A 21,163-nucleotide genomic window follows, 5' to 3' on the forward strand; every position below is an offset into this window, starting at 1 on the left:
CACTCCGGTCGTCCAGGTCCTCCGCGGGCACTCAGCCACGCCGGCCGTCTTCGTCGTACGTCACCACCCGCGTGGGTTCACGGCCCACCGGAGCCTCTTCCCGTACGGGCTCCGAGACCGCCGCCGGACCCTGCCCGGTGGCGTACGTGCTCAGCCGCGTCCCGTCGCAGTACACCCACCGCTCGTGCTCGCCGTCGTACAGCCAGAGGGACTCGCCGTCGACGACCACGCCGATCCGCTGCCCCTGCGTACGGCCGCGGAAGGCCTGCCCGTCGAGCCGCCCGGCGGCGAGATCCTCGGCGGCGCTCCGATAACCGGAGAGCGCCTCCTCCACGCGGGCGAGGAGCGGTCGCGGATCCGCTGTCCGCGTGAGCGGGCTGCCCGCGGCGGGCGGTACCTGCGGTACGGCGATCAGCAGGCGGGCGTCGACCCAGGCCGACCAGCCGTTGGCGCACAGGGCCCGGCCCCAGTCACCGGCCCTTTCGATCAGCTGAACCGGCAGCAGCGCGTCGAGCGGCACCGCGGGCCGGGAGGAATCCGGGGTCTCCCAGGCGGACAGGCCGTCCCGTGGGATCACGTGGGTGGGGCGGAATTCGGGTGTCGTCATCGCACCTACTTCCGCATGACGGCGGGTTCGTGCCGCCGCAGCAGGCGGATCACCACGAACCCGAAGACGACCGACAGCACGACCATCATCCCCATGTTGATCAGCCAGACGCCGGCCTCGTGACGGAACAGCGGGTCGCCTGTCAGGTCCCCGGGGACGATCCGGGACAGCTCGATGGTCGAGGCCATCGCGCCCAGGGCCCAGCGCGAGGGAACCAGCCAGGACAGCTGCTCGATGCCGGGCACACCGTTGAGTTTCAGCAGCGCGCCGCAGAAGACCACCTGGACGATGGCCAGCAGCACCAGCAGCGGCATGGTGACCTCCTCCTTGCGCACCATCGCGGAGACGAGCAGGCCGAGCATCATCGCGGTGAAGGCGAGCAGCGCGACGGCCAGGGTGATCTCGACGAGCGGCGGCATGAGGACGCCCTCTCCGCCGGGTGAGCCGAGATCGACGCCGAACAGACCGACGAGGGTCAGCACGACGGCCTGGAGCACGGTGATGGTGCCGAGCACCACCACCTTGGACATCAGGTACGCCGATCTGGACAGGCCGACAGCCCGCTCGCGCTGGTAGATGACCCGCTCCTTCACCAGTTCGCGCACGGCGTTGGCGGCGCCCGTCAGAACTCCGCCGACACACAGGATGAGCAGCGCGTTCATCGCCGTCTCCTGCGTCAGCCTGCTGCCGGCCAGCGCCCGGGCCATCGCGCCCATCACGAACGGCAGCGCGATCATGATGATGAGGAAGGTCCGGTCGGCGCTGAGGGCGGCCACGTAGCGGCGGACCAGGGTGCTGAGCTGGGCGCCCCAGCTCTGGGGCTTTGGCGGTGGTCCGACGCCTGCCGGCGGAGCGGCCTGCGCCTGATACGGCTGGGAGACGGAGTTGTCGATGTACTGGCGGTGGAAGGGCGACGTCCGGTAGTCCCCCGCCCAGTCCCGGTCGTGGTCCCGCTCGAAGTCCTCGAAGGCCTCGGGCCACTGCTCGTAGCCGAAGAACGCGAGAGCGTCCTCGGGCGGTCCGTAGTAGGCGACCTTTCCGCCGGGCGCGAGCACGAGGAGCCGGTCGCAGACGTCCAGGCTGAGCACGCTGTGGGTGACCACGATGACCGTACGGCCGTCGTCGGCGAGGCCGCGCAGCATGTGCATGACCGAGCGGTCCATGCCGGGGTCGAGGCCCGACGTCGGTTCGTCGAGGAACAGCAGCGACGGCTTGGTCAGCAGTTCGAGGGCCACGCTGACCCGTTTGCGCTGGCCGCCGGAGAGGCTGTGGATGGCCTGGTCGGCGCGCTGCTCCAGGCCCAGCTCGCCGATCACCTCGTCGACCCTGGCCCGGCGCTCCGCCTTCGCGGTGTCCTGCGGGAAGCGCAGTTCGGCGGCGTAGGTGAGGGCTTTTCGCACGGTGAGCTGCGCGTGCAGGATGTCGTCCTGCGGGACGAGTCCGATGCGCTGGCGCAGTTCGGCGTAGTCGCGGTAGAGGTCACGGCCGTCGTACAGGACCGTGCCGAGGTCGGCGGGGCGCTGGCCGGTCAGGGCGTTCAGCAGAGTGGACTTTCCCGCGCCGCTCGGGCCCACGACGGCGAGCAGACATTTCTCGCCGACCGGAAATGACACCTCGTCCAGAAGCGTCTTACGGCCGTGGTCGACGGAGACCGTGAGGTCCTGCACGTCGAGGGAGACCTCGCCGGTGTCGACGTACTCCCGGAGCTGGTCTCCGACAAGACAGAAAGCGGAGTGACCTATGCCCACGATGTCACCGGGAGTAACCACCGCGCGGTCGACGGGCTGGCCGTTCAGGAACGTTCCGTTGTGGCTGCCGAGGTCGACGATCTCGTACGTCCCGTCCGGTCCCGCCCGTAGCTCCGCGTGCTGTCGGGAGACGATCAGGTCGTCGATGACCAGGTCGTTGTCGCCGCCGCGGCCGATGCGGACGGTGCGGGCCGGGAGCGGACGCACGCTGGTCGGCTGCCGGAAGGTGCCGGTGGCCGCGGGCAGGGAGGGGGCCGAAGGACGCTCTGGAGGCCGGTCGACGAGTACCGCCCTGGGGCCGTCCGAGGGGTTCCCGAAGCGTATGACGCTGCCCGGCCCGACGCCCCACTCATGGACGCGCCGGCCGTCGGCGTACGTGCCGTTCGTGCTGTTCTCGTCCTCGATCGTCCAGTGGTCGGCCTCGGGACGCAGTACCGCGTGGTGCCAGGAGACCCGGGCGTCGTCGATGACGACATCGCTCAACGGGTCGCGGCCTACGTGGTAGTCGCGACTGGGACTCATCACCGTGGAGCCCGCCTCGGTTTCGAGTACGAGTTCGGGCGCACCGGGCACGACTGGCCGCTCTGCCATGTCTGAATTCTAGCTATTCGCCCATAAATTCGCCTGGCGGACGCTCTCGTCGGCACGCGCCCGACGGGCGCGGGGGCCGGGGCGGGCGATGCGGCGGGGCCGGCGAACGCGGGGGTCAGGCCGCCGAGGTGCCGAGCACGGCGGCGGTCCGCTGCATACGGCGCGCGTCCACGGACTCGGCCATCAACTCGTACTCGGTGGTGTCGTCGTTGGTGGCGATACGCACCAGCTTTCCGGCGGCCAACTCCTCGGCGACCAGCTCCTGTTGCATCGAGTCGCCGCACCAGGCACGCAGCACGGTCGGGACGTCGGGGACGGTCGACCCCACCGGCGCGATCGAGTTCGGCGGGAAGGTCGGATCCTCGGGCTGCGGGTCCAGCCGCTCGGCCATCCACGCGGCACGGTCCCGCATCCACCACAGGGCCAGCGCCAGGGTGGGCGCGCGATACGTCCCGAGGGGTACGCCGACGCGCTGACCGCCGCATATTCCGTAGGCGGTGACATAGCACAGGAATTCGTCGTGCACGATCGCTCCCCCATCGCGGCGCTCGCTGCCGGTAGTGCCTCACTTTCCCTGCGGCTCGTCTGCGGTGCATGATGGCGCTGTACGGGCTTGGCTGAATTGCCCTTGTTTTGAGTATCGCCACTCCTGACACTCTGTCACCACGCCATTCCAGCCAGTCTCCTGGCATATTCGGCGACGCGTTTGGCCGAAACACGGCGGGCCTCCCTTACCTCGGAGGTAATCGACGCCTCCGAGGGCCTCCGGGCATGGTTGCGGTACCGGATCCCAGCGGCGCACCACCCACTGGATCCGGGCCCCGACCAGCACGAACCCATCTCGATGGAGGCTGAGCAACCATGTCCGCAAGCAACGACCGCTATGAGAGTGCCGTCACCCGTTATTTCGAGGCCTGGAACGCCGGTGAGCCCGACGCGCTCGCGAAGGCCGTCGCCACCGCGTGGGCCGTGGGCGGCAGTTACACCGATCCGCTGGCCGAGGTCCGCGGCCACGAGCAGCTCGCCGCCGTGATCGCCGCGGCGCACGAGCAGTTCCCGGGCTTCGCCTTCCGCCTCACGGGCTCGGTCGACGGACACCACGACATCGCCCGCTTCGGCTGGGAGCTGGTCCACGAGTCGGACGGTTCGGCGCCCGTCGCCGGATTCGACGTGATCACTCTCGACGACGAGGACCGCATCCGGAGCGTGCACGGGTTCCTGGACCGCGTCCCGGCCCAGTGACCGCCGCTCCGCGATGAGTTTCCCGGCTCACGGTGGTCTCTTCAACAGGACACCGACGGAGAGCGAGGACCCCATGAGCACCGTGAGCAAGGTGGACGCGCGTTTCACCGCCGTCCTGCGGAAGCGTCCCGGAGCCGGCGGCTGGACCTACGTCACATGGCCCGAGTCCGTCGCGTTCTTCGGGACCCGCGGACTGGTCAAGGTCAGCGGCACGATCAACGGCCGTCCTTTCCGCAGTTCCTTCATGGCACTGGGAGACGGCACCCACATGCTGCCGGTGAAGGCCGAGGTGCGCCGAGCGATCGGGAAGGAGGAGGGCGGGACGGTGACGGTGCACCTGGAGGAGCGGCTCCACGGGTGACGCGGCCCCCGGCTCGGGTCGGGGACGTACGGGTCGGGTCGGGTCGATGACGTACGGCTCAGCACGTGGCCGTTCCGCTCACGTCGTGGCCGCCGCACGGGCCGCGTCGCGGTAGCGCTTCGGGGCGATGCCGGTCGTGCGCTTGAAGGCGTTGCTGAACGCGCTCTCCGAGGTGTACCCGACCCGCTGGGCGAGCGCCGACACCGACGACTCGCCGTCCCGCAGGGCACGCCGGGCCAGGCTCATCCGCCAGTCGAGCAGATAGGTCAGGGGCGGTACGCCGGCCACGGCCCGGAAACGCTCGGCGAAGGTGGTCCGCGACATCGCCGCCGCCCTGGCGAGCTCCTCCAGCTGCCAGGGGCGGCCCGGCTCGGCGTGCATCAGGCGCAGGGCGGGGGCGATGCGTTCGTCGGCGAGAGCCCTCAGCCGTCCCGCCGGAAGCGCGTCGGCGTCCGCGAGGTAGGCGCGCAGGACCTGGACGAACATCAGCTGGGCGAGCTGGTCGGACGCGAAGTCGGCCCCTGCGTGGCCGGCGGTCAGCTCATGGACGAGCTGGTCGAGCAGCCAGCTCAGCACGGGGGCCTCGTCGGCCCCGGCGCGGACATGCATCAGCGGGGGCAGCGCGTGCAGCAGCAACTCCTCGCCGGAGCGCCCCAGCTCGACATGACCGCCGACAGAGACGACGTCCGCGCCCTCGCCGAGCCGGACCATGGGTCCGGCCGCGTCGGCGAAGAGCGTCGACGCGTCGGCCGGCTCCAGTGCCGGATCGCTGGAGATCACGAAGGGGCGGCTGCCGTCGAAGACGGCCACATCCCCGGCCTCCAGCAGCACGGCCTCCGGGGAATCGTCGAGGGCCACCCAGAACCGCCCCCGGACCACCGCGGTGATCTTGAGCATGCCGGGCCTCTGGAAGCGAAGGGCCCAGTCGCCGCCCGCGGTGAATCCACCGGAGATGACGCACCGGGCGTCGGTGAGGGCGAGGGTGTCGGACAGCGGATCGGCAGGCATACCCGTACTATCGCGCAAGTAATACGGACTATCAAGCATTCATCGTCCGGATCTTCGGTCGTACGGTGGCGGTACAGCCACTGAAGGAGACCCGAGCCATGACCACCGTCCAAGAACCCCTGCACTCCGGCTTCGGCGCCGCGTCCACCGCCGAGGACGTCATCAAGGGCATCGACCTGACCGGCAAGGTCGCCGTCGTCACCGGAGGCTATTCCGGCATCGGCCTGGAGACCGCGCGCGTACTGCGGTCGGCGGGCGCCGAAGTCGTCGTACCGGCGCGCGACACCGACAGGGCGCGGGCCGCACTGAAGGGGGTGGACGGCGTGGAGGTCGAGACGATGGATCTGCTCGACCCCGCCTCCGTCGACGCCTTCGCCGAGCGCTTTCTCGCCTCCGGCCGGCCGCTGCACATCCTCGTGAACAGCGCGGGCATCATGGCGACTCCGCTGACGCGCGACGCACGGGGCTACGAGGCACAGTTCGCCACCAACCACCTCGGCCACTTCCAGCTCGTCGCCCGGCTGCGGCCGGCGCTGCGTCGCGCGGGCGGCGCCCGGGTCGTCTCGGTGTCGTCCTGGGGGCACCGCTTCTCCCCCGTCGTGTTCGACGACCCGCACTTCGAGCGCCGCGAGTACGACCGCTGGGCCGCCTACGGCCAGTCCAAGACGGCCAACATCCTCTTCGCGGTCGGGCTGGACGCCCGGGCGAAGGCCGACGGGGTGCGGGCCTTCTCCCTCCACCCGGGAAGCATCGTCGAGACCAACCTGAAGAAGTACCTCGCCGAGGAGGACCTCAAGGCCGTCGGCGTGCTCGACGAAGACGGGCGCCCGGTGCTGGACCCGGAGCGCCAGCTCAAGACCGTCGAACACGGAGCGGCCACCGGCGTCTGGTGCGCCACCAGCCCCCTGCTCGACTCCATGGGCGGCCTGTACTGCGAGAACAGCGACGTCGCACCCCCGATGTCACTGGAGGAGGGACGCGACTGGACCCTCATGAACAGGTCCTGGAACGCGGGCGTGCTGCCCTACGCCGTCGACCCCGAGGCGGCCGACCGGCTCTGGGAGCTCAGCGAGCGCCTCACTGACCGGCCGGCTTGATGATCGCGTCGATCCGGGCCAGCTCCTCCGGGTCGAAGTCCAGGGCGCGGGTGGCCGTCACGCTGTCCTCCAGCTGCCGGGTGCTGCTCGCGCCGATGAGCGCGGAGGTCACCCGGCCGCCGCGCAGCACCCATGCCAGCGCGAGCTGGGCCAGGGACTGGCCGCGGGACTTCGCGACCTCGTCGAGGGCGCGCAGCTGTCGTACGAGATCCTCGGTGAGCGTGTCCGCGGTCAGGAACGGGCTGTCGCCGGCGGCCCGCGAGCCCTCCGGGATCCCGTCGAGGTAGCGGCTGGTCAGCAGCCCCTGGTCGAGCGGCGAGTAGGCGATCGAGCCGACCTTCAGCTCGTCCAGGGTGTCCAGGAGCCCTTCCTCGGCGCGGCGGTCGAGCATCGAGTAGCGCGGCTGGTGGATGAGGAGCGGGGTGCCCAGTTCGCCCAGGATGCGGGCGGCCTCGCGGGTCTGCTCCGGCGAGTAGTTGGAGACGCCGACGTACAGCGCCTTGCCCTGCTGGACAGCCGAGTGCAGGGCGCCCATCGTCTCCTCGAGGGGAGTCTCCGGGTCCGGGCGGTGCGAGTAGAAGATGTCCACGTGGTCGAGGCCCATGCGACCCAGGCTCTGGTCCAGCGAGGACAGCACGTACTTGCGCGAACCCCATTCGCCGTACGGGCCCGGCCACATCAGGTAGCCCGCCTTGGTGGAGATGACCAGCTCGTCGCGGTAGGGCCCGAAGTCCGCCTTCAGGGCTTCCCCGAGGGCGGACTCGGCGGCGCCGGGCGGCGGGCCGTAGTTGTTCGCCAGGTCGAAGTGGGTGACGCCGAGGTCGAAGGCACGGCGCAGGATCGCGCGCTGGGTCTCCGCCGGCCGGTCGGGGCCGAAGTTGTGCCACAGGCCGAGCGACAGCGCGGGGAGCTTCAGGCCGCTGCGTCCGGTGCGCCGGTAGGGCATGTCCGCGTAACGGTCGGTGTGTGCGGTGTACAACGTGGACTCCTGAGATGCCGGGAAAATCAGGTCTCCACTCTCGCGCGCGTCCGGGGCAGCGGTCCAACGGGAGAATCGGATGAGATTCAGCGCCGGTGCTTCTCAATCGGCGATGACGGTCTCCCGGGCGGCGGCTACCCTTGCGCCTCATGGAACTGCGCCATCTCCAGCATTTCGTCGCGGTCGCCGAGGACCAGCATTTCACCCGGGCGGCCGAGCGGCTGATGGTGTCGCAGTCCGGCCTGTCGTCCTCGATCCGCGCCCTGGAACGGGAGCTTCAGGCCCCGTTGTTCGTCCGCACCACCCGACGCGTCACCCTCACGGCGGCCGGCCGGGCCCTGCTGGTCGAGGCGGAGCGGATCCTGGCCCAGGTCCGCTCGGCCCACGACGCCGTGGCCGCGGTGCAGGGCGTGCTGCGCGGCTCGCTCACCCTCGGCGCCGAACAGTGCATCGCAGGCGTGCACGTGGCCACGCTCCTCGCCGCGTTCCGCCGCCGCCACCCGGACGTCGAGATCTGTCTGCGGCAGGCGGGATCCGGGGCGCTGGCCGAGGAGGTCGCCGCCGGGCGGCTCGACCTGGCCTTCGCCGTGCGGACCCAGGCGGACACCGACCAGCTGCGTTCGGTGCCGCTGACCAGCGAGCCGATGACCGTGCTCTGCCATCCGACGCACCGGCTGGCGACCGCCGCGGTACTCGCGCCCGAGGAGCTGGGCGGCGAGGACTTCGTCGACTTCCATCCGGACTGGGGACCGCGCCTCACCACCGACGCGGCCTTCGCCGCGGCGGGCGTCCACCGGACGGTGACCCTCGAGGTCAACGACGTGCACAGTCTCCTCGAGCTCGTCCAGGAGGGCCTCGGAATCGCCGTCGTGCCACGGCACTTCAGCGTCAAGCGCGAGGCCGGCGGTCTCACCGCCCTCCCCTTCAAGGGCGTCAAGGAGGCGTCGTACGAGACCGTCGCCATGCTGCCGCCTCCGGACGCCACCAGTCCGGCCGCGCGGGCGCTGATGATCCTGCTCGACGCCCCGGACGAGAGGGTCTGACGACTCCCGGGAGTCCCGCGCGCGCGGGACCTGGATGAGCGATGGTGGACACATGCATGCGAAGGACATCCTCATCGACGCGTACAGCCGTATCCAGGAAGAGGTCCATGCCTCGGTCGAAGGGCTGCCACCGGACGGCCTCAACACCCCTCCCGCCGTCGGCGCCAACTCGATCTCCTGGCTGGTCTGGCATCTCACCCGCGTCCAGGACGACCATGTCGCCGACGTGGCCGAGCTCGAACAGGTCTGGCTCGCCCAGGGCTGGGCCGACCGCTTCGCGCTGGGCCTCCCCGATCGGGACACCGGGTACGGGCACACGCCCGAGCAGGTCGCCCAGGTCCGGGTGGACTCTGGCGACCTGCTGCTGGGCTACTACGACGCCGTGCACGAACAGACGCTCGGGTTCGTCCGCGAGCTGGGCGCCAAGGACCTGGAGCGCGTCGTGGACGAGCGCTGGGACCCGCCGGTCACCCTGGGCGCGCGCCTGGTGAGCGTCCTGGCCGACGATCTCCAGCACGTCGGCCAGGCGGCGTACGCGCGCGGGCTCACCTAGAGCGCGGCCTCGTAGCCGGGCAGGACCACGTCGCGGATGAGGGCGTTGCGCTCGTCGAACGGGATGAAGGCGCTCTTGAGGGCGTTCACGGTGACCGTACGCAGGTCCCGCACCGTCCAGCCCGCCTCCTCGACCAGGAGCGCCATCTCGCGGGTCATCGTCGTACCCGACACCAGACGGTTGTCGGTGTTGAGGGTGACCCGGAAGCCGAGGTCACGCAGCGCGGTGATGGGGTGGTCGGCGATGGAGGCCGCCGCGCCGGTCTGAAGGTTGGACGTCGGGCACATCTCGAGGGCGATACGGCGGTCGCGGACCGTGCCCGCGACGCGGCCCAGCTTGCCGTCGACGATGTCCTCGGTGATGCGGACGCCGTGGCCGATGCGCTGGGCGCCGCAGACCTGGAGGGCCTGGTGGATGCTGGGCAGGCCGTGGGCCTCACCGGCGTGGATCGTGAAAGGAACGTTCGCGCGGCGCAGGTGCTCGAAGGCGGCGAGGTGGTCGGCGGGCGGGAAGCCGTCCTCGGCCCCGGCGATGTCGAAGCCGACGACGCCGCCGTCCCGGAACGCCACCGCGAGGTCCGCGATCTCCCGGGTCCGGTCGAACATCCGCATCCCGCACAGCAGCGTGCCGACGCGGACGGGCGTGCCGGCGGCGGCCGCCTTCGCCATGCCCGCCGCCAGACCCTCCTGCACGGTCTCGACGACCTCGGGCAGGTTCAGCCCGCCGTTCAGCATCAGCTCGGGCGCGTACCGGACCTCGCCGTAGACCACACCGTCGGCGGCCAGGTCGAGAACGTACTCCTCGGCGGTGCGCAGCAGTCCCTCGCGGCTCTGCATCACCGCGAGGGTGTGCTCGAAGGTGGCTATGTAGCGCACCAGGTCACCGGAGTTGGCGGCCTCGAAGTACCAGGCCGCGAGGGCGTCCGGGTCGGTGGTGGGCAGCGGGTGGCCGACCGACTCCGCGAGCTCCACGAGGGTGGCGGGGCGCAGGCCGCCGTCGAGGTGGTCGTGCAGGACGGCCTTGGGGAGCCGGCGGATGGTGTCGATGTCGATACGGGGCGCGGTCATGCGTGGGTTTCCTCGGCAGGTCGGTTCGATGGGTCAGGCGTCGGGGGCGGGCTGGAGCAGGTCCCAGCGGTTGCCGTACAGGTCCTGGAAGACGACGACCGAGCCGTACGGTTCGTGGCGCGGCTCCTCCAGGAAGGTCACGCCCGCGGCGCGCATCCGGTCGTAATCGCGGGCGAAGTCGTCGGTGTGCAGGAAGAAGCCCACGCGCCCGCCGGTCTGGTCGCCGACCCGCGCGCGCTGCGCCTCGTCCTTGGCAAGGCCGAGCACCAGCCCGGTGCCGTGGCCTTCCGTTCCCTGTCCGTGCGGGCCCGGCTCGACGACGACCCAGCGGGAGCCGTCCGGCCGCGGCGTGTCCTCGACGAGCCGGAAGCCGAGGGCTCCGGTGTAGAAGCGGATCGCCTCGTCGTAGTCGTCGACCACAAGGGTGACCAGGGCGACGCGTCTCATCAGGGTCCCTCCGCGAGCTCCGGGGTTATACGTAACACGTAGCGTACGGCATTTCGTGTGCGGCATTTCGACGGGACCTCGGGGCGAAGCGGGCGGGACCCTTCGTGTTCGCGCCCGGGGCGGGGCGGTCCGGGCGGGGCGGCCGGTCCCGGCGGGCCGGGAGAGGGCGTCTCAGGTGGCCGTGGCATGGTGGAGATCGACTCGGGGCCGGTCCCGCCGTGCCCCCACCCGACGCTGTCCCCACAGGAGTTGAGTGCCATGTCCGAGCTGCCGAAGTCGACCGGAACCCCCGCCCGTCAGAACGTGACGTTCGCCAGCGCCGGGGCCACCGCGCACGGCTATCTGGCGCTGCCGCCGTCCGGGCAGGGGCCCGGCGTCATCGTCATCCAGGAGTGGTGGGGTCTGACCGATCACATCGCGGACGTCGCGGACCGGCTGGCGGCGGAGGGTTTCGTGGCTCTCGCGCCCGACCTGTACGGCGGCAGCGTCGCCCACGACAGCGACGAGGCGCTGCGGATGATGAAGGAGCTGCCGGTGTCGCGGGGAGTGGAACTGCTCTCCGGCGCGGTCGACCACCTCCTCGGGCTGCCCGAGGTGACCTCCGCCACGGTGGGCTCGGTCGGTTTCTGCATGGGCGGCGGCTTCGTCCTGTACCTGGCCGCGGCTGACCCGCGGGTCACCGCGGCGGTGCCGTTCTACGGCGTCATCCGTGGCGAGCTGCCCGATTTCTCGGGCCTCAGGGCGCAGGTGCAGGGCCACTACGGCGAACTCGACACGAGCATTCCCAAGGAGAGCCTGGACGAGCTGAGCGAGGCGATCGAGCAGCAGTCCGGCATCACCCCGGACCTGCGCCTGTACCCCGCCCAGCACGCCTTCTTCAACGACGGCCGTCCGGGCGTGTACGACCCCGAGGCCGCCGCACAGGCCTGGCAGAGCACGGTGGCCTTCCTGCGCGAGCAGTTGGGCTGAGTCCCCGGGAGGCCGCCCCGCCGCACGACGGTGGACCTACACCACCTGGTGGGCGGCGAGACTCCGCGCGCAGTCGGCGAGGGTCTCGGCGGCGGGGCGCGGCTGCCAGGACAGGGTCCGCCGCGCCTTGTCGGCGGAGTGCAGGTGCTTGCGCCCCAGGTACGGCGCGACCGCGCGAACGCCGGGGTCGAAGCGCGCCAGCAGACGGACCGCGAAGTCGGGGAGTTTGCGCGTGGGCACCTTCCCCGCCGCGTCACCGAGCGCGCCGCGCAGCTCCTGGGCGATCTCGGACATCCAGAGGAAATCGCCGACCGCGATGAACCGCTGCCCCGCCGCCTGGGGTGAGGTCATGGCGCGTACGTGGATGTCGGCGAGGTCGCGCACGTCGACGACCTCGAAGCCGATCCGGGGGGTTCCGGGCATCCGCCCGCTCAGCAGCCGCTCGATGACCTGCACCGAGCCCCGGTTCGCGGCGTCGAGCAGCGGACCGAAGACCGCTCCCGGCAGCACCGTGGCCAGTGTCGTCGGCCCCTCGTGATCCCGCATGTGGTTCCAGGCCGCCTGTTCCGCGACGGCCTTCGACTTCCGGTAGGCGGTCAGGGTCGGGTCGTCGGTGTCGGTCCAGCGCGTTTCGTCGCTGACGCTGTCGGGGGTCGCCAGGGGCGGGTTCGCGGCGGCGCACGCGGACGTCATGACCACCCGCCGTACTCCCGCGTCCGTCGCGGCGCGCAGCACCCGCAGGGCACCGTCCCGGGCCGGAGCGATCAGCGCGTCCGGGTCCTTGGGCGCGTCCGCACCCAGCGGCGAGGCCACGTGCAGGACGTACTCGCACCCCTCGACCGCCTCCGCCCAGCCCTCGTCCGACGTCAGGTCCGCGACGGCGAAGCTCAGGCGGCCCGCCGGGTCCACGGCGCTGGAAACGGCTGTCAGTACGGCTTCCTCGCGGGACGCGCCGCGCACCGTGGTGCGCACGTCGTAGCCCTGTTCCAGCAGTTCGACGATGCACCAGCCGGCGACGAATCCGGTGCCGCCGGTCACCAGGACGGTCCCACTCATGACGCCACCTCCGCCCGGGGCAGGGCACCGAGGCTGTTGATCCGCGTGGTGTCGAGAACGCGCGGCCCCCGCCCCTTGAGTCTCGCCACCGCGAGCATGGCCCGGCCGAGTGTGTCGGTCGTGGTCATGTGCCGCGGGAAGACGCGCCGCAGCAGGCGGTAGGAGCGGGTTCCGGGGCGGGCGCCCCGCCGGGGCCTGATGTAGCCCGGCCGGAAGGCGTACGCGTGGAACGGCATGGCCAGCAGTGCGTCCTCCGTCCGGCCCTTCACCCGCGCCCACATCGTCCCGCTCGCGCTGTCGGCGCCGGCTCCCGAGACGTAGACGAAGGTCAGGCCGCCGTTCAGCGGCAGCAGCTCGCGGGCCGCCGCGAGGGCGTAGTCGTGGGTGACCCGGGTGTACTCGGCCTCCGTGAGTCCGGACGACGGGGCGCCCAGGCAGAAGAAGCAGGCGTCGGCGCCGTCGAAGGAGGCGGCCGCGCCGGTGAGGTCGGTGAAGTCCGCGTGCACGACCTCGTGGAGTTTGGGGTGGCGGGTGGCGAGCGGGCGCCGGACGACCGCGGTGACGCTCTCGACGCCGTCGTCGTCCAGGCACGCACGCAACACCCCGTGCCCGACCATGCCGCTCGCCCCGAAGAGAACGACCTTCATGTACGTACCCGCCTTCGCCCACGTATGCTCGACAAGACCGGAGAGGTCTCCGGATCGCTCTCGACAGTAACGGAGAGGTCTCCGGTACGCAAGCGATACCCGGTGGAAGGATGGAGGGCCCAGCATGGCCGAGCAGCGGAACGAGCCCGTTCGGGCGGACGCGCGGCAGAACCGCGCCCGCATCATCGAGGTCGCACGCGACGCGTTCACGGCCGCCGGCCACGCCTCGCTCAACTCCATCGCCAAGAAGGCCGGCGTCGGCCCGGGGACGCTCTACCGGCACTTCCCCACCCGCGAGTCGCTCATCCTGGCGGTCTACCGCCACGAGGTCGACCAACTGGCCGGTTACGCCCCGGAGTTGCTCAAGGACCACCCTCCCCTGGAGGCACTGCGCCTGTGGTTCGACCGGCTCGCCTACTACGGGCGGATCAAGCACGGCGTGTCCGACGTGCTGCACTCCCTGACCGACGACGCCCTCGAGGGGGAGATCTACGGGGCCGTCATCGGCGCCGTCACCCTGTTGCTGCGCGCCTGCGAGGAGGACGGCTGCATCCGTCCCGGCGTCGACCCCGACGACGTACTCCTGATGCTCGGATTCCTGTGGCGGACCGGCCCCGGCGAGGAGGGGAAGGCGCGGGTGGCACGCCTCCTGGACCTGGTCATCGACGGCTTGCGGCTCGGAGCGCCGGGCACACCTGAGGCGGGTGCGCGGGGGGCCGAATCCTGAACAGCGGCTTCGTGCTCACTCCCCTCGCGTGTGGCGCGCGTCGAGGCGGGCCGTTTCGCCGTCGGTGAGCCGGAGCGCGCCCGCGGCCACGTTCTCCGTGAGGTGGTCCGGGTTCCCGGTGCCGGGGATGGCGAGGACGTGCGCGCCCTGGCGCAGGGTCCAGGCGAGCCGGACCTGCGCGGGGGTCGCCCCGTGCGCACGCGCGACGGCGGCGACCTCGTCGTCCGCGGTCCCGCTCGCGCCCCGCGCGCCCCCCTTGCCCGCGATGGCGAAGAACGGCACGAACGCGATGCCCTGTTCGCCGCAGGCCCGCAGCACGGCGTCCGTCTCGGGGTCCGGGAAATCGAGGCCGTACTGGTTCTCCACGCTCACCACCGGCGCGATGGCCTGCGCCTCGGCGAGGTGCCTGGACTCGATCCCGGAAACGCCGAGGTGCCGGATCAGGCCGGCGTCCCGCATTTCGGCCAGCGCGCCGAAGTGCTCGGCGATGGAGCCCTGCCGCATCCGGCGGAGGTACACGACGTCGAGGTGCTCGCGGCCGAGCTGGCGCAGGTTCTCCTCGACCTGGCCGCGCAGTTGGTCCGGCCTGGCGGCGGTGCCCCACTCCCCCGAGTACTCGCGGTGCGGCCCCACCTTCGTGGCGATGACCAGGCCTTCCGGGTAAGGGGCGAGCGCGCTGTTGATCAATTCGTTCGCGGAACGCAGCGAGGAGAAGTAGAAGGCGGCGGTGTCGATGTGGTTGACGCCGAGCTCGATCGCCTGCCGCAGCACGGCGATCGAGCGTGCACGGTCGCTCGGCACTCCCTGGTGGAAGGCCGCGCTGCCCGTCAGCCGCATCGCACCGAATCCGACGCGGTTGACGGGGAGATCTCCGAGTTTCCATGTGCCCGCGGCTGCCGCGGTGATCTGCTCTGAGGTCATCGCGGCAGCTTCGCACAGGATCCGCCGGGACGGGTACGAGGTCCGGGGCCCCTCATACGGACACGGCCGAGGTCAGCAGTAGAGGTTGGCGCCGGGGGTGACGCCGAGGATGCCGGTGATGCGGTTGTAGGCGTCGACGCGGCTCTGGACCTGCGCGGGGTTGCGGCCGTCGCATTCCAGGGAGCCGTTGATGGAGCGGATGGTCTGGCCGAAGCCCGCGCCGTTGACCATGGCGTTGTGCGGGGTCATGGTGCCGGGCCCGGACTGGGTGTTCCAGTACCAGAGGCCGGTCTTCCAGGCCACCGAGGAGTCGTTCTGCACGAGCCAGGGGTTGTTGAGGAGGTCGATGCCGAGCGCGTCACCGGCGGCCTTGTAGTTGAAGTTCCAGCTGAGCTGGATGGGGCCGCGGCCGTAGTAGGCGGCCTGGCCGGCCGGGCAGCCGTAGGACTGGCTCCAGTCGCAGTAGTGCGGGTAGTTGGCCGTGTTCTGCTCCACGATGTGGACCAGTCCGCCGGTCTCGTGGTTCACGTTGGCCAGGAAGGCCGCGGCCTCCTGCTTCTTCACCGTGTCGCTGCCCGTCTTGGCGAAGGCCGGGTAGGCGCTGAGCGCGGCGGTCAGCCCGCTGTAGGAGTAGAAGGAGTTCCGGCCCGGGAACATCTGGTTGAACTGCGCCTCCGTCACGACGAAGTCGCCGACAGGGTTGCCGGGGCCGCTGTCGCAGGCGTACGGCTCCCAGAACCAGGTGCTGATGGTGGGGTCGTAGCCCGGGTTGTCGTGCTCGGCTATGTAGGCCTTGCCGTCGGTGTAGCGGACGACGTTGCCGGTGACGTACGCCTTGCCGGCCACCCAGCTCGGGTAGCTCGAACAGGCCGCGGCGGAAGCGCTCGTGGCCGGCAGTAGCGCCGGTGCGGCGGTTCCGATGATGACAGCGGCCATGATCGCGGAGATGCGGCGCCTCGACACAGGATCAACTCCTCTTCGGAGCACGGCCGCGCCCGGCCAAGGGCAGAGCTGAGCAGACCCTTGTACGCACGCGCCGGTTGGGCCGGACACGGCGTCGGGGGCGGCCGTGGTGGGGGGTGTGGAAGCACACTCAACCGCTTTGGTCTGTACCAGTCAAGGGTGTAGACCAATCAGATCCGACAACGTTGGCAGTGAACTGGCTGACGTCGGGCGACATTTGAGGCCACCCCGGTACCCGACTCGGTACCGGGATGCTCCGGACACCTGCGGACAGGTGCACAAGGCGGTGGCCCGGGCCGGTTGTGCACCGGCCCGGGCCACCGCCCGCGTCCTCCGTCACGCTTCCCGCGTCAGGCGAGCGGCTTCTCCAGCACCGCCTTGCGGTGGCTGAACGTCTCGATCGAGTAGCGCCCGTGGTAGCTGCCCATGCCGCTCTCGCCGACCCCGCCGAACGGCAGGTCGGAGACGGTCAGATGTGCGAGCGGCAGACCGAAGCCGAGACCGCCGGAGGAGGTCTCGGCGGCGAGCCGCCGCCGGGTGGTGTCCGAGTCCGTGAAGACGTACAGGGCCAGCGGCTTGTCGCGGTCGTTGATGAAGCCGATGGCCTCGTCGAGGTCCGCCGCCGTGACGATCGGCAGGATCGGACCGAAGATCTCCTCCGCCATGACCGGCGACTTGGGGTCGACGTCGGCCAGGACGGTCGGCGCGATGTACTTGACGGCGCGGTCGCTGTCGCCGCCGGTGACGGCGCGGCCGGAGTCGAGCAGCGAGCTGAGCCGGTCGAAGTGCCGTTCGTTGACGATCCGCCCGAAGTCGGTGGACGTCTTCGGCTCGGCACCGAAGACCGCCTCGACCGCCCGGACGAGCTCGGGCTCCAGCGCACGCGCGGTCTCGGGGTCGGTCAGGACGTAGTCGGGTGCGACGCAGGTCTGCCCGGCGTTGAGGAACTTCCCGCGGACGAGTCGGTCGGCGACGACGGCAAGGTCGGTGCCGCGGTCGACGAACGCCGGGGACTTGCCGCCCAGTTCGAGGGCGACGGGAGTGAGGTGCTCGGCGGCGGCGCGCATCACGATGCGGCCGACCGTGCCGTTGCCGGTGTAGAAGATCTGGTCGAAGCGCTCGGCCAGCAGGGCCGTGGTCTCCGGGACGGCACCCTCGACGACCGCGACCGCGTCGGTGTCGAGGTACCGCGGCAGCAGCCGGGCCAGGATCGCCGAGGTGGCGGGAGCCAGTTCGCTGGGCTTCGCCACCACCGCGTTGCCGGCGGCGAGGGCGCCGAGCAGCGGGGTGAGCAGGAGCTGCACCGGGTAGTTCCAGGGCGCGATGACCAGGACGACACCCAGCGGGTCGTACTGCGTCCAGGCCGTCGCGTCGTCACCGAGGTACTCCGGGACCGGGGCGGACTCGGGGCGCAGCCAGGCGTCGAGGTGGTCCAGGGTGTGGTCGATCTCGCGCACGGTGAAGTTGATCTCGGTGCGGAAGGACTCCGTGGAGCTCTTGCCGAGGTCCGCGTGGAGGGCGGCGGCGATGTCCTCGCCGTGCGTGGTGAGCAGCTCGCGCAGCCGGCGGAGCTGGGTCGTACGCCATTCGACGGGCTTGGTGCGGCCGGAGCGGAAGGTGGCGCGCAGCCGGGAGACGACGTCGGCGGGCTGCTCGGGGGTGGAGTGGTTCACAGTGCCTCGCTGGTCTGGCGCGGACGGGTGGGGCCATCGCGCGGCGTACTCGGTAGCTGGACGTCAAGCGGAACGTACAGCTGGATGTATATACCAACCTTTCACCTGCCCAAATAAATTCCGGGCATGCGAGAACACCCTCCGCGACCATAGCGATACGGAGAGCGTCAGAGGGCGGTCTCGGTGTCCGCCCCGTCGAGCGTGTCCGCCAGGCGTCCCAGCAGGGCCCGCAGCAGTTCGTCGTCGGCGTCGCTGAGCACCGGCCACCCCGCGCGGACCGCACGGTCCAGGCGTCGCCAGTACGTCTGTCCGCGCGGGGTGAGGTGGGCGAGGATGCGGCGCCGGTCGGCCGGATCGACCCGGCGGTGGACGAGGTTCTGGTCGACGAGCTGGTCGACCAGCTTGGTCAGAGTCGGGGGCGGCAGGAAGGCGGCCTCGGCTATCGCCGTCATGTGATGCCCCTGGCCGTCGCCGAGCAGGGCGAGCACCCGCCACGCGTCGAGCGAGCAGCCGTCCTCGTCGAGCACGCTCTGCAGCCGCCGCGCGGCCAGCCGCTCGGCCCGCGTCAGGAGGTGCGCCAGATCCTGGGCCTGACGCGGAGTTGGGGTGGGCATCCTGCTCCCTACGGTCCGTCCCGCGGATCATGCCGGACAGGCCCTGGATCCCGGGGCTGTACATGGTATGAGACAGACTGGAGTTCACCGGGCGGACCCGGAATCATGACGCCATGTTCCGGCACGATCCGCCTCCGCCCGACTGGTTCACGGCAGACGACTCCGTGTTCCGGGTGGCGCTCGTCTTCCCCATGCAGGGCTCGGCGGGAATCTTCGGACCGACCTGCGAACTGTGCGCGCAGCTGGCCGCCGAGGAGGTCAACCGCGCGGGCGGCGTCCTCGGCAGGGAACTGCGGCTGCTGCCCGTCGACGGTGGCAGCGGACCACGCGAAGTCGCCGACCACGTCGAGGCGTTGGTCGACCTGGGAGTCGTGCAGGGCGTCACGGGCTGGCACATCTCCTCGGTGCGGCAGGCACTGGCGCCGAGGATCGCGCATCGGGTGCCGTACGTCTACACGGCGCTGTACGAGGGCGGGGAGAACACCGCGGGCGTGTTCCTGACCAGCGAGACTCCTCGCGACCAACTGCGTCCCGCGATGGCCCTGTTGACCCATGAACGCGGGGTGCGGCGCTGGTTCGTGGTGGGCAACGACTATGTGTGGCCCCGCCGTACGGCGCGGGCCGCGCACGCCTACGCGCGGGAGGCCGGCGGCAGGATCCAGGGAGAGGTGTATCTCCCCCTGGGCACACACGACTTCGACGCCGTACTGCGGCGCGTCGAGCGGTCGGACGCCGACGGTGTGCTCATGCTGCTCGTCGGCAGCGACGCGGTCCGCTTCAACCGGGCGTTCGCGGCGGCCGGCCTCGACGCGCGCTGTCTGCGGCTGAGCACGCTGATGGACGAGAACATGCTGATGGCGAGCGGACCGACGGCCACCGTCGACCTCTACAGCACCGCCGGGTTCTTCGCCTCGCTGGCGAACCAGGACACCCTCGACTTCCACGGCCGGTACGCCGGACGGTTCGGCATCGAGGCGCCGACGCTGGGGAGCCTGGGCGAATCCTGTTACGAGGGCGTGCTGTTGCTGGCCGCGCTGATCGGGCAGGCCAGGACCCTCGACGTGTCGGCGATCGGGGCGGCGGCCGAGTCGGTGTCGTACGAGGGCCCGCGCGGGTTGCTTCACCTGCGGGGCGGCCACGTCCGCCAGCGCATCTACCTGGCGCGGGCGGACGGTGTCGGCTTCGACGTGGTCGCCCAGCTCGGCCTTCACGGTTCCCACCCTTGACATGACCGCGCCCGCGCCAAGATACTTCCCACAGGAAGTAACCAGAATGCCTCGGGCGAATTGTGAATTCACATGTCGAATTCCGCCCCGGGCATTTTTTGTTGTCCCGTGAACGCCCCCCGAATGCCCCGCTATTGCCCCATGAGGGCTCCATGAGAGCGGGAAGATACGGCTGGGAAAGTGTACTGAAACGCCTTGGAAACAGGGTGACTTGAGGCTGTGGACCGCACTTCATGAGGTCGTCTCCTCCACAGCCCGAGGGGGTTCTTTTGTCCAGCGGTTCAAGCGGTTCCATCGGTTCCACTGGTTCCATCGGTTCAAGCGTTTCCATCGGTTCCCGTATCTCCCGACGCCGGTTCGTGGCCGGCGCCGCCGCGCTCACGGCCGTCGTCGCACTCTCCGCGTGCGGCGCGAAGACCGACGCGGCCGGTACGTCCGACAAGGCCGCGCAGGCGGACGTGAGCGGCGACACCGTCAAGGTCGGACTGCTCAACTCGCTGTCCGGCACGATGGCGATCAGCGAGGTGACCGTGCGCGACTCGCTGAAGCTGGCGATCGAGGAGATCAACGCCTCGGGCGGAGTGCTCGGCAAGAAGATCAAGCCGGTCAGCGAGGACGGCGCCTCGGACTGGCCGACGTTCGCCGAGAAGGCGCAGAAGCTGATCTCGCAGGACCGGGTCGCGGCCACCTTCGGCTGCTGGACCTCCGCGAGCCGCAAGGCCGTCAAGCCGGTCTTCGAGAAGAACAAGTCGCTGCTGTTCTACCCCGTGCAGTACGAGGGGCTCGAGGAGTCCCCGTACATCTTCTACACGGGAGCGACCACCAACCAGCAGATCATCCCGGCGCTCGACTACCTCAAGAGCCAGGGCAAGAAGAAGATCTACCTGGTCGGCAGCGACTACGTCTTCCCGCGCACCGCCAACAAGGAGATCAAGGCGTACGCCGAGGCCAACGGTATGACCGTGCTGGGCGAGGACTACGCGCCGCTGGGCTCCACGGAGTTCAGCACGATCGCCAACAAGGTGAAGGCGTCGAAGGCGGACGCGGTCTTCAACACCCTCAACGGTGACTCGAACGTCGCCTTCTTCAAGGAGTACAAGTCCTCGGGCCTGACCGCCAAGGGCATGCCGGTCGTCTCGGTGTCGATCGCCGAGGAGGAGGTCAAGTCGATCGGGGCGCAGTACCTGGAGGGCCAGTTGACGGCCTGGAACTACTACCAGACGACTCCGGGCGCGGCGAACACCAAGTTCGTGAAGGCGTACAAGGACAAGTACGGCCAGGACAAACCGACCAGTGACCCGATGGAGGCCGCCTACACCTCGGTCTACCTGTGGAAGGCGATGGTAGAGAAGGCGAAGTCGTTCGACCCCGAGAAGGTCAAGGCCGCCTCTGACGGCATCACCTTCGACGCGCCCGAGGGCAAGGTCACCGTGGACGGCGCCAGTCAGCACATCTACAAGACCGCCCGCATCGGCAGGATCGGCGGCGACGGACTGATCGAGCAGGTCTGGGACTCCGGCGAACCGATCAAGCCGGACCCCTTCCTCAAGGGCTACGACTGGGCCGCCGGCCTCTCCTGATCACCCGCGCGCGGGGGCCCTTCGTGAAGCGGCCCCCGCGTCCC

General features: G+C 70.4%; 21 protein-coding genes and 1 pseudogene. 9 read left to right on the plus strand and 13 right to left on the minus strand.

The window, feature by feature from the left end:
• Window positions 1–31: 31 nt before the first annotated feature.
• The 3 genes from ACIBLC_RS30440 to ACIBLC_RS30450 all read right to left on the minus strand — a co-directional run bounded on the left by ACIBLC_RS30440 (window position 32) and on the right by ACIBLC_RS30450 (window position 3,472).
• The gene (locus ACIBLC_RS30440) at window positions 32–607 is read right to left on the minus strand and encodes a hypothetical protein (RefSeq protein WP_399214533.1); all 576 of its coding nucleotides are present in this window, start codon (window positions 605–607) and stop codon (window positions 32–34) included.
• Between the two features lie 5 nt (window positions 608–612).
• The gene (locus tag ACIBLC_RS30445; protein ID WP_399214535.1) at window positions 613–2,946 is read right to left on the minus strand and encodes an FHA domain-containing protein; all 2,334 of its coding nucleotides are present in this window, start codon (window positions 2,944–2,946) and stop codon (window positions 613–615) included.
• Window positions 2,947–3,061: 115 nt separating this feature from the next.
• The gene (locus ACIBLC_RS30450; RefSeq protein WP_399214536.1) at window positions 3,062–3,472 is read right to left on the minus strand and encodes a hypothetical protein; all 411 of its coding nucleotides are present in this window, start codon (window positions 3,470–3,472) and stop codon (window positions 3,062–3,064) included.
• A 335-nt stretch (window positions 3,473–3,807) separates the two neighbouring features.
• On the opposite strand from ACIBLC_RS30450, the gene ACIBLC_RS30455 reads away from it, so the two are divergent.
• Together ACIBLC_RS30455 and ACIBLC_RS30460 are read left to right on the plus strand one after the other, a co-directional pair.
• Window positions 3,808–4,188, plus strand: coding sequence for a nuclear transport factor 2 family protein (locus tag ACIBLC_RS30455; protein ID WP_399214538.1), 381 nt, complete (start codon window positions 3,808–3,810; stop codon window positions 4,186–4,188).
• A 73-nt stretch (window positions 4,189–4,261) separates the two neighbouring features.
• The gene (locus ACIBLC_RS30460; RefSeq protein WP_399214539.1) at window positions 4,262–4,549 is read left to right on the plus strand and encodes a DUF1905 domain-containing protein; all 288 of its coding nucleotides are present in this window, start codon (window positions 4,262–4,264) and stop codon (window positions 4,547–4,549) included.
• A 78-nt stretch (window positions 4,550–4,627) separates the two neighbouring features.
• Here ACIBLC_RS30460 and ACIBLC_RS30465 read toward each other — a convergent pair whose 3' ends face one another.
• Window positions 4,628–5,557, minus strand: coding sequence for an AraC family transcriptional regulator (locus ACIBLC_RS30465; protein ID WP_399214541.1), 930 nt, complete (start codon window positions 5,555–5,557; stop codon window positions 4,628–4,630).
• Window positions 5,558–5,655: 98 nt separating this feature from the next.
• Here ACIBLC_RS30465 and ACIBLC_RS30470 point away from each other — a divergent pair, with 98 nt between their 5' ends.
• Entirely contained in the window at window positions 5,656–6,654 is a 999-nt protein-coding gene (locus ACIBLC_RS30470; protein WP_399214542.1) for an oxidoreductase, read from the plus strand.
• Here the strand turns inward: ACIBLC_RS30470 and mgrA are convergent.
• Window positions 6,635–7,633 carry an L-glyceraldehyde 3-phosphate reductase gene (gene mgrA, locus ACIBLC_RS30475; RefSeq protein WP_399214543.1) on the minus strand — a complete coding sequence of 333 codons (999 nt, stop codon included), beginning with the start codon at window positions 7,631–7,633 and terminating at the stop codon, window positions 6,635–6,637. The genes ACIBLC_RS30470 and mgrA overlap by 20 nt on opposite strands.
• A gap of 149 nt (window positions 7,634–7,782) precedes the next feature.
• On the opposite strand from mgrA, the gene ACIBLC_RS30480 reads away from it, so the two are divergent.
• Together ACIBLC_RS30480 and ACIBLC_RS30485 are read left to right on the plus strand one after the other, a co-directional pair.
• Window positions 7,783–8,676, plus strand: coding sequence for a LysR family transcriptional regulator (locus ACIBLC_RS30480; protein WP_399214544.1), 894 nt, complete (start codon window positions 7,783–7,785; stop codon window positions 8,674–8,676).
• 52 nt (window positions 8,677–8,728) lie between these two features.
• Entirely contained in the window at window positions 8,729–9,229 is a 501-nt protein-coding gene (locus ACIBLC_RS30485; protein WP_399214545.1) for a DinB family protein, read from the plus strand.
• Here the strand turns inward: ACIBLC_RS30485 and ACIBLC_RS30490 are convergent.
• Complete coding sequence (locus ACIBLC_RS30490; RefSeq protein WP_399214546.1) at window positions 9,226–10,296, minus strand: adenosine deaminase; 1,071 nt, start codon at window positions 10,294–10,296, stop codon at window positions 9,226–9,228. The genes ACIBLC_RS30485 and ACIBLC_RS30490 overlap by 4 nt on opposite strands.
• 33 nt (window positions 10,297–10,329) lie before the next feature.
• The gene (locus ACIBLC_RS30495) at window positions 10,330–10,743 is read right to left on the minus strand and encodes a VOC family protein (RefSeq protein ID WP_399214547.1); all 414 of its coding nucleotides are present in this window, start codon (window positions 10,741–10,743) and stop codon (window positions 10,330–10,332) included.
• A 258-nt stretch (window positions 10,744–11,001) separates the two neighbouring features.
• Here ACIBLC_RS30495 and ACIBLC_RS30500 point away from each other — a divergent pair, with 258 nt between their 5' ends.
• A complete protein-coding gene (locus ACIBLC_RS30500) occupies window positions 11,002–11,712 on the plus strand; it encodes a dienelactone hydrolase family protein (protein ID WP_399214548.1) in 711 nt (236 codons plus the stop codon).
• A 36-nt stretch (window positions 11,713–11,748) separates the two neighbouring features.
• Here ACIBLC_RS30500 and ACIBLC_RS30505 read toward each other — a convergent pair whose 3' ends face one another.
• Window positions 11,749–12,768: an NAD-dependent epimerase/dehydratase family protein gene (locus tag ACIBLC_RS30505; protein WP_399214549.1), complete on the minus strand. Its 1,020-nt coding sequence runs from the start codon at window positions 12,766–12,768 to the stop codon at window positions 11,749–11,751.
• A complete protein-coding gene (locus ACIBLC_RS30510) occupies window positions 12,765–13,415 on the minus strand; it encodes an NAD(P)H-binding protein (protein ID WP_399214550.1) in 651 nt (216 codons plus the stop codon). Before ACIBLC_RS30510 ends, ACIBLC_RS30505 begins: the two co-directional genes overlap by 4 nt.
• 124 nt (window positions 13,416–13,539) lie before the next feature.
• Here ACIBLC_RS30510 and ACIBLC_RS30515 point away from each other — a divergent pair, with 124 nt between their 5' ends.
• The gene (locus tag ACIBLC_RS30515) at window positions 13,540–14,142 is read left to right on the plus strand and encodes a TetR/AcrR family transcriptional regulator (RefSeq protein ID WP_399214551.1); all 603 of its coding nucleotides are present in this window, start codon (window positions 13,540–13,542) and stop codon (window positions 14,140–14,142) included.
• A 15-nt stretch (window positions 14,143–14,157) separates the two neighbouring features.
• Here the strand turns inward: ACIBLC_RS30515 and ACIBLC_RS30520 are convergent, their stop codons facing one another.
• The 4 genes and pseudogenes from ACIBLC_RS30520 to ACIBLC_RS30535 form a co-directional block, all read right to left on the minus strand.
• Window positions 14,158–15,063: an aldo/keto reductase gene (locus tag ACIBLC_RS30520; RefSeq protein WP_399214552.1), complete on the minus strand. Its 906-nt coding sequence runs from the start codon at window positions 15,061–15,063 to the stop codon at window positions 14,158–14,160.
• A 72-nt stretch (window positions 15,064–15,135) separates the two neighbouring features.
• A complete protein-coding gene (locus ACIBLC_RS30525; protein WP_399214553.1) occupies window positions 15,136–16,026 on the minus strand; it encodes a glycoside hydrolase family 19 protein in 891 nt (296 codons plus the stop codon).
• A gap of 350 nt (window positions 16,027–16,376) precedes the next feature.
• Window positions 16,377–17,714: pseudogene (locus ACIBLC_RS30530) on the minus strand (aldehyde dehydrogenase family protein); the annotation flags it as partial.
• 152 nt (window positions 17,715–17,866) lie between these two features.
• Window positions 17,867–18,313: a MarR family winged helix-turn-helix transcriptional regulator gene (locus tag ACIBLC_RS30535; RefSeq protein WP_399214554.1), complete on the minus strand. Its 447-nt coding sequence runs from the start codon at window positions 18,311–18,313 to the stop codon at window positions 17,867–17,869.
• Between the two features lie 113 nt (window positions 18,314–18,426).
• On the opposite strand from ACIBLC_RS30535, the gene ACIBLC_RS30540 reads away from it, so the two are divergent.
• Together ACIBLC_RS30540 and urtA are read left to right on the plus strand one after the other, a co-directional pair.
• Window positions 18,427–19,539 (plus strand): substrate-binding domain-containing protein, encoded by a 1,113-nt coding sequence (locus ACIBLC_RS30540; RefSeq protein WP_399214555.1) that lies wholly within the window; start codon window positions 18,427–18,429, stop codon window positions 19,537–19,539.
• 269 nt (window positions 19,540–19,808) lie between these two features.
• Window positions 19,809–21,119: an urea ABC transporter substrate-binding protein gene (urtA, locus tag ACIBLC_RS30545; RefSeq protein WP_399214557.1), complete on the plus strand. Its 1,311-nt coding sequence runs from the start codon at window positions 19,809–19,811 to the stop codon at window positions 21,117–21,119.
• Window positions 21,120–21,163: the final 44 nt, after the last annotated feature.

This window comes from Streptomyces sp. NPDC050535 (genome assembly GCF_044457665.1).
Taxonomy (GTDB): domain Bacteria; phylum Actinomycetota; class Actinomycetes; order Streptomycetales; family Streptomycetaceae; genus Streptomyces.

Excerpts from the sequence above, each read along its gene's own strand:
- ACIBLC_RS30440 (WP_399214533.1), bottom strand. The coding sequence starts at position 607 with ATGACGACACCCGAATTCCGCCCCACCCACGTGATCCCACGGGACGGC.
- ACIBLC_RS30445 (WP_399214535.1), bottom strand. The coding sequence starts at position 2,946 with ATGGCAGAGCGGCCAGTCGTGCCCGGTGCGCCCGAACTCGTACTCGAA.
- ACIBLC_RS30455 (WP_399214538.1), top strand. The coding sequence starts at position 3,808 with ATGTCCGCAAGCAACGACCGCTATGAGAGTGCCGTCACCCGTTATTTC.
- ACIBLC_RS30460 (WP_399214539.1), top strand. The coding sequence starts at position 4,262 with ATGAGCACCGTGAGCAAGGTGGACGCGCGTTTCACCGCCGTCCTGCGG.
- ACIBLC_RS30465 (WP_399214541.1), bottom strand. The coding sequence starts at position 5,557 with ATGCCTGCCGATCCGCTGTCCGACACCCTCGCCCTCACCGACGCCCGG.
- ACIBLC_RS30470 (WP_399214542.1), top strand. The coding sequence starts at position 5,656 with ATGACCACCGTCCAAGAACCCCTGCACTCCGGCTTCGGCGCCGCGTCC.
- ACIBLC_RS30480 (WP_399214544.1), top strand. The coding sequence starts at position 7,783 with ATGGAACTGCGCCATCTCCAGCATTTCGTCGCGGTCGCCGAGGACCAG.
- ACIBLC_RS30485 (WP_399214545.1), top strand. The coding sequence starts at position 8,729 with ATGCATGCGAAGGACATCCTCATCGACGCGTACAGCCGTATCCAGGAA.
- ACIBLC_RS30490 (WP_399214546.1), bottom strand. The coding sequence starts at position 10,296 with ATGACCGCGCCCCGTATCGACATCGACACCATCCGCCGGCTCCCCAAG.
- ACIBLC_RS30495 (WP_399214547.1), bottom strand. The coding sequence starts at position 10,743 with ATGAGACGCGTCGCCCTGGTCACCCTTGTGGTCGACGACTACGACGAG.
- ACIBLC_RS30500 (WP_399214548.1), top strand. The coding sequence starts at position 11,002 with ATGTCCGAGCTGCCGAAGTCGACCGGAACCCCCGCCCGTCAGAACGTG.
- ACIBLC_RS30505 (WP_399214549.1), bottom strand. The coding sequence starts at position 12,768 with ATGAGTGGGACCGTCCTGGTGACCGGCGGCACCGGATTCGTCGCCGGC.
- ACIBLC_RS30510 (WP_399214550.1), bottom strand. The coding sequence starts at position 13,415 with ATGAAGGTCGTTCTCTTCGGGGCGAGCGGCATGGTCGGGCACGGGGTG.
- ACIBLC_RS30515 (WP_399214551.1), top strand. The coding sequence starts at position 13,540 with ATGGCCGAGCAGCGGAACGAGCCCGTTCGGGCGGACGCGCGGCAGAAC.
- ACIBLC_RS30520 (WP_399214552.1), bottom strand. The coding sequence starts at position 15,063 with ATGACCTCAGAGCAGATCACCGCGGCAGCCGCGGGCACATGGAAACTC.
- ACIBLC_RS30535 (WP_399214554.1), bottom strand. The coding sequence starts at position 18,313 with ATGCCCACCCCAACTCCGCGTCAGGCCCAGGATCTGGCGCACCTCCTG.
- ACIBLC_RS30540 (WP_399214555.1), top strand. The coding sequence starts at position 18,427 with ATGTTCCGGCACGATCCGCCTCCGCCCGACTGGTTCACGGCAGACGAC.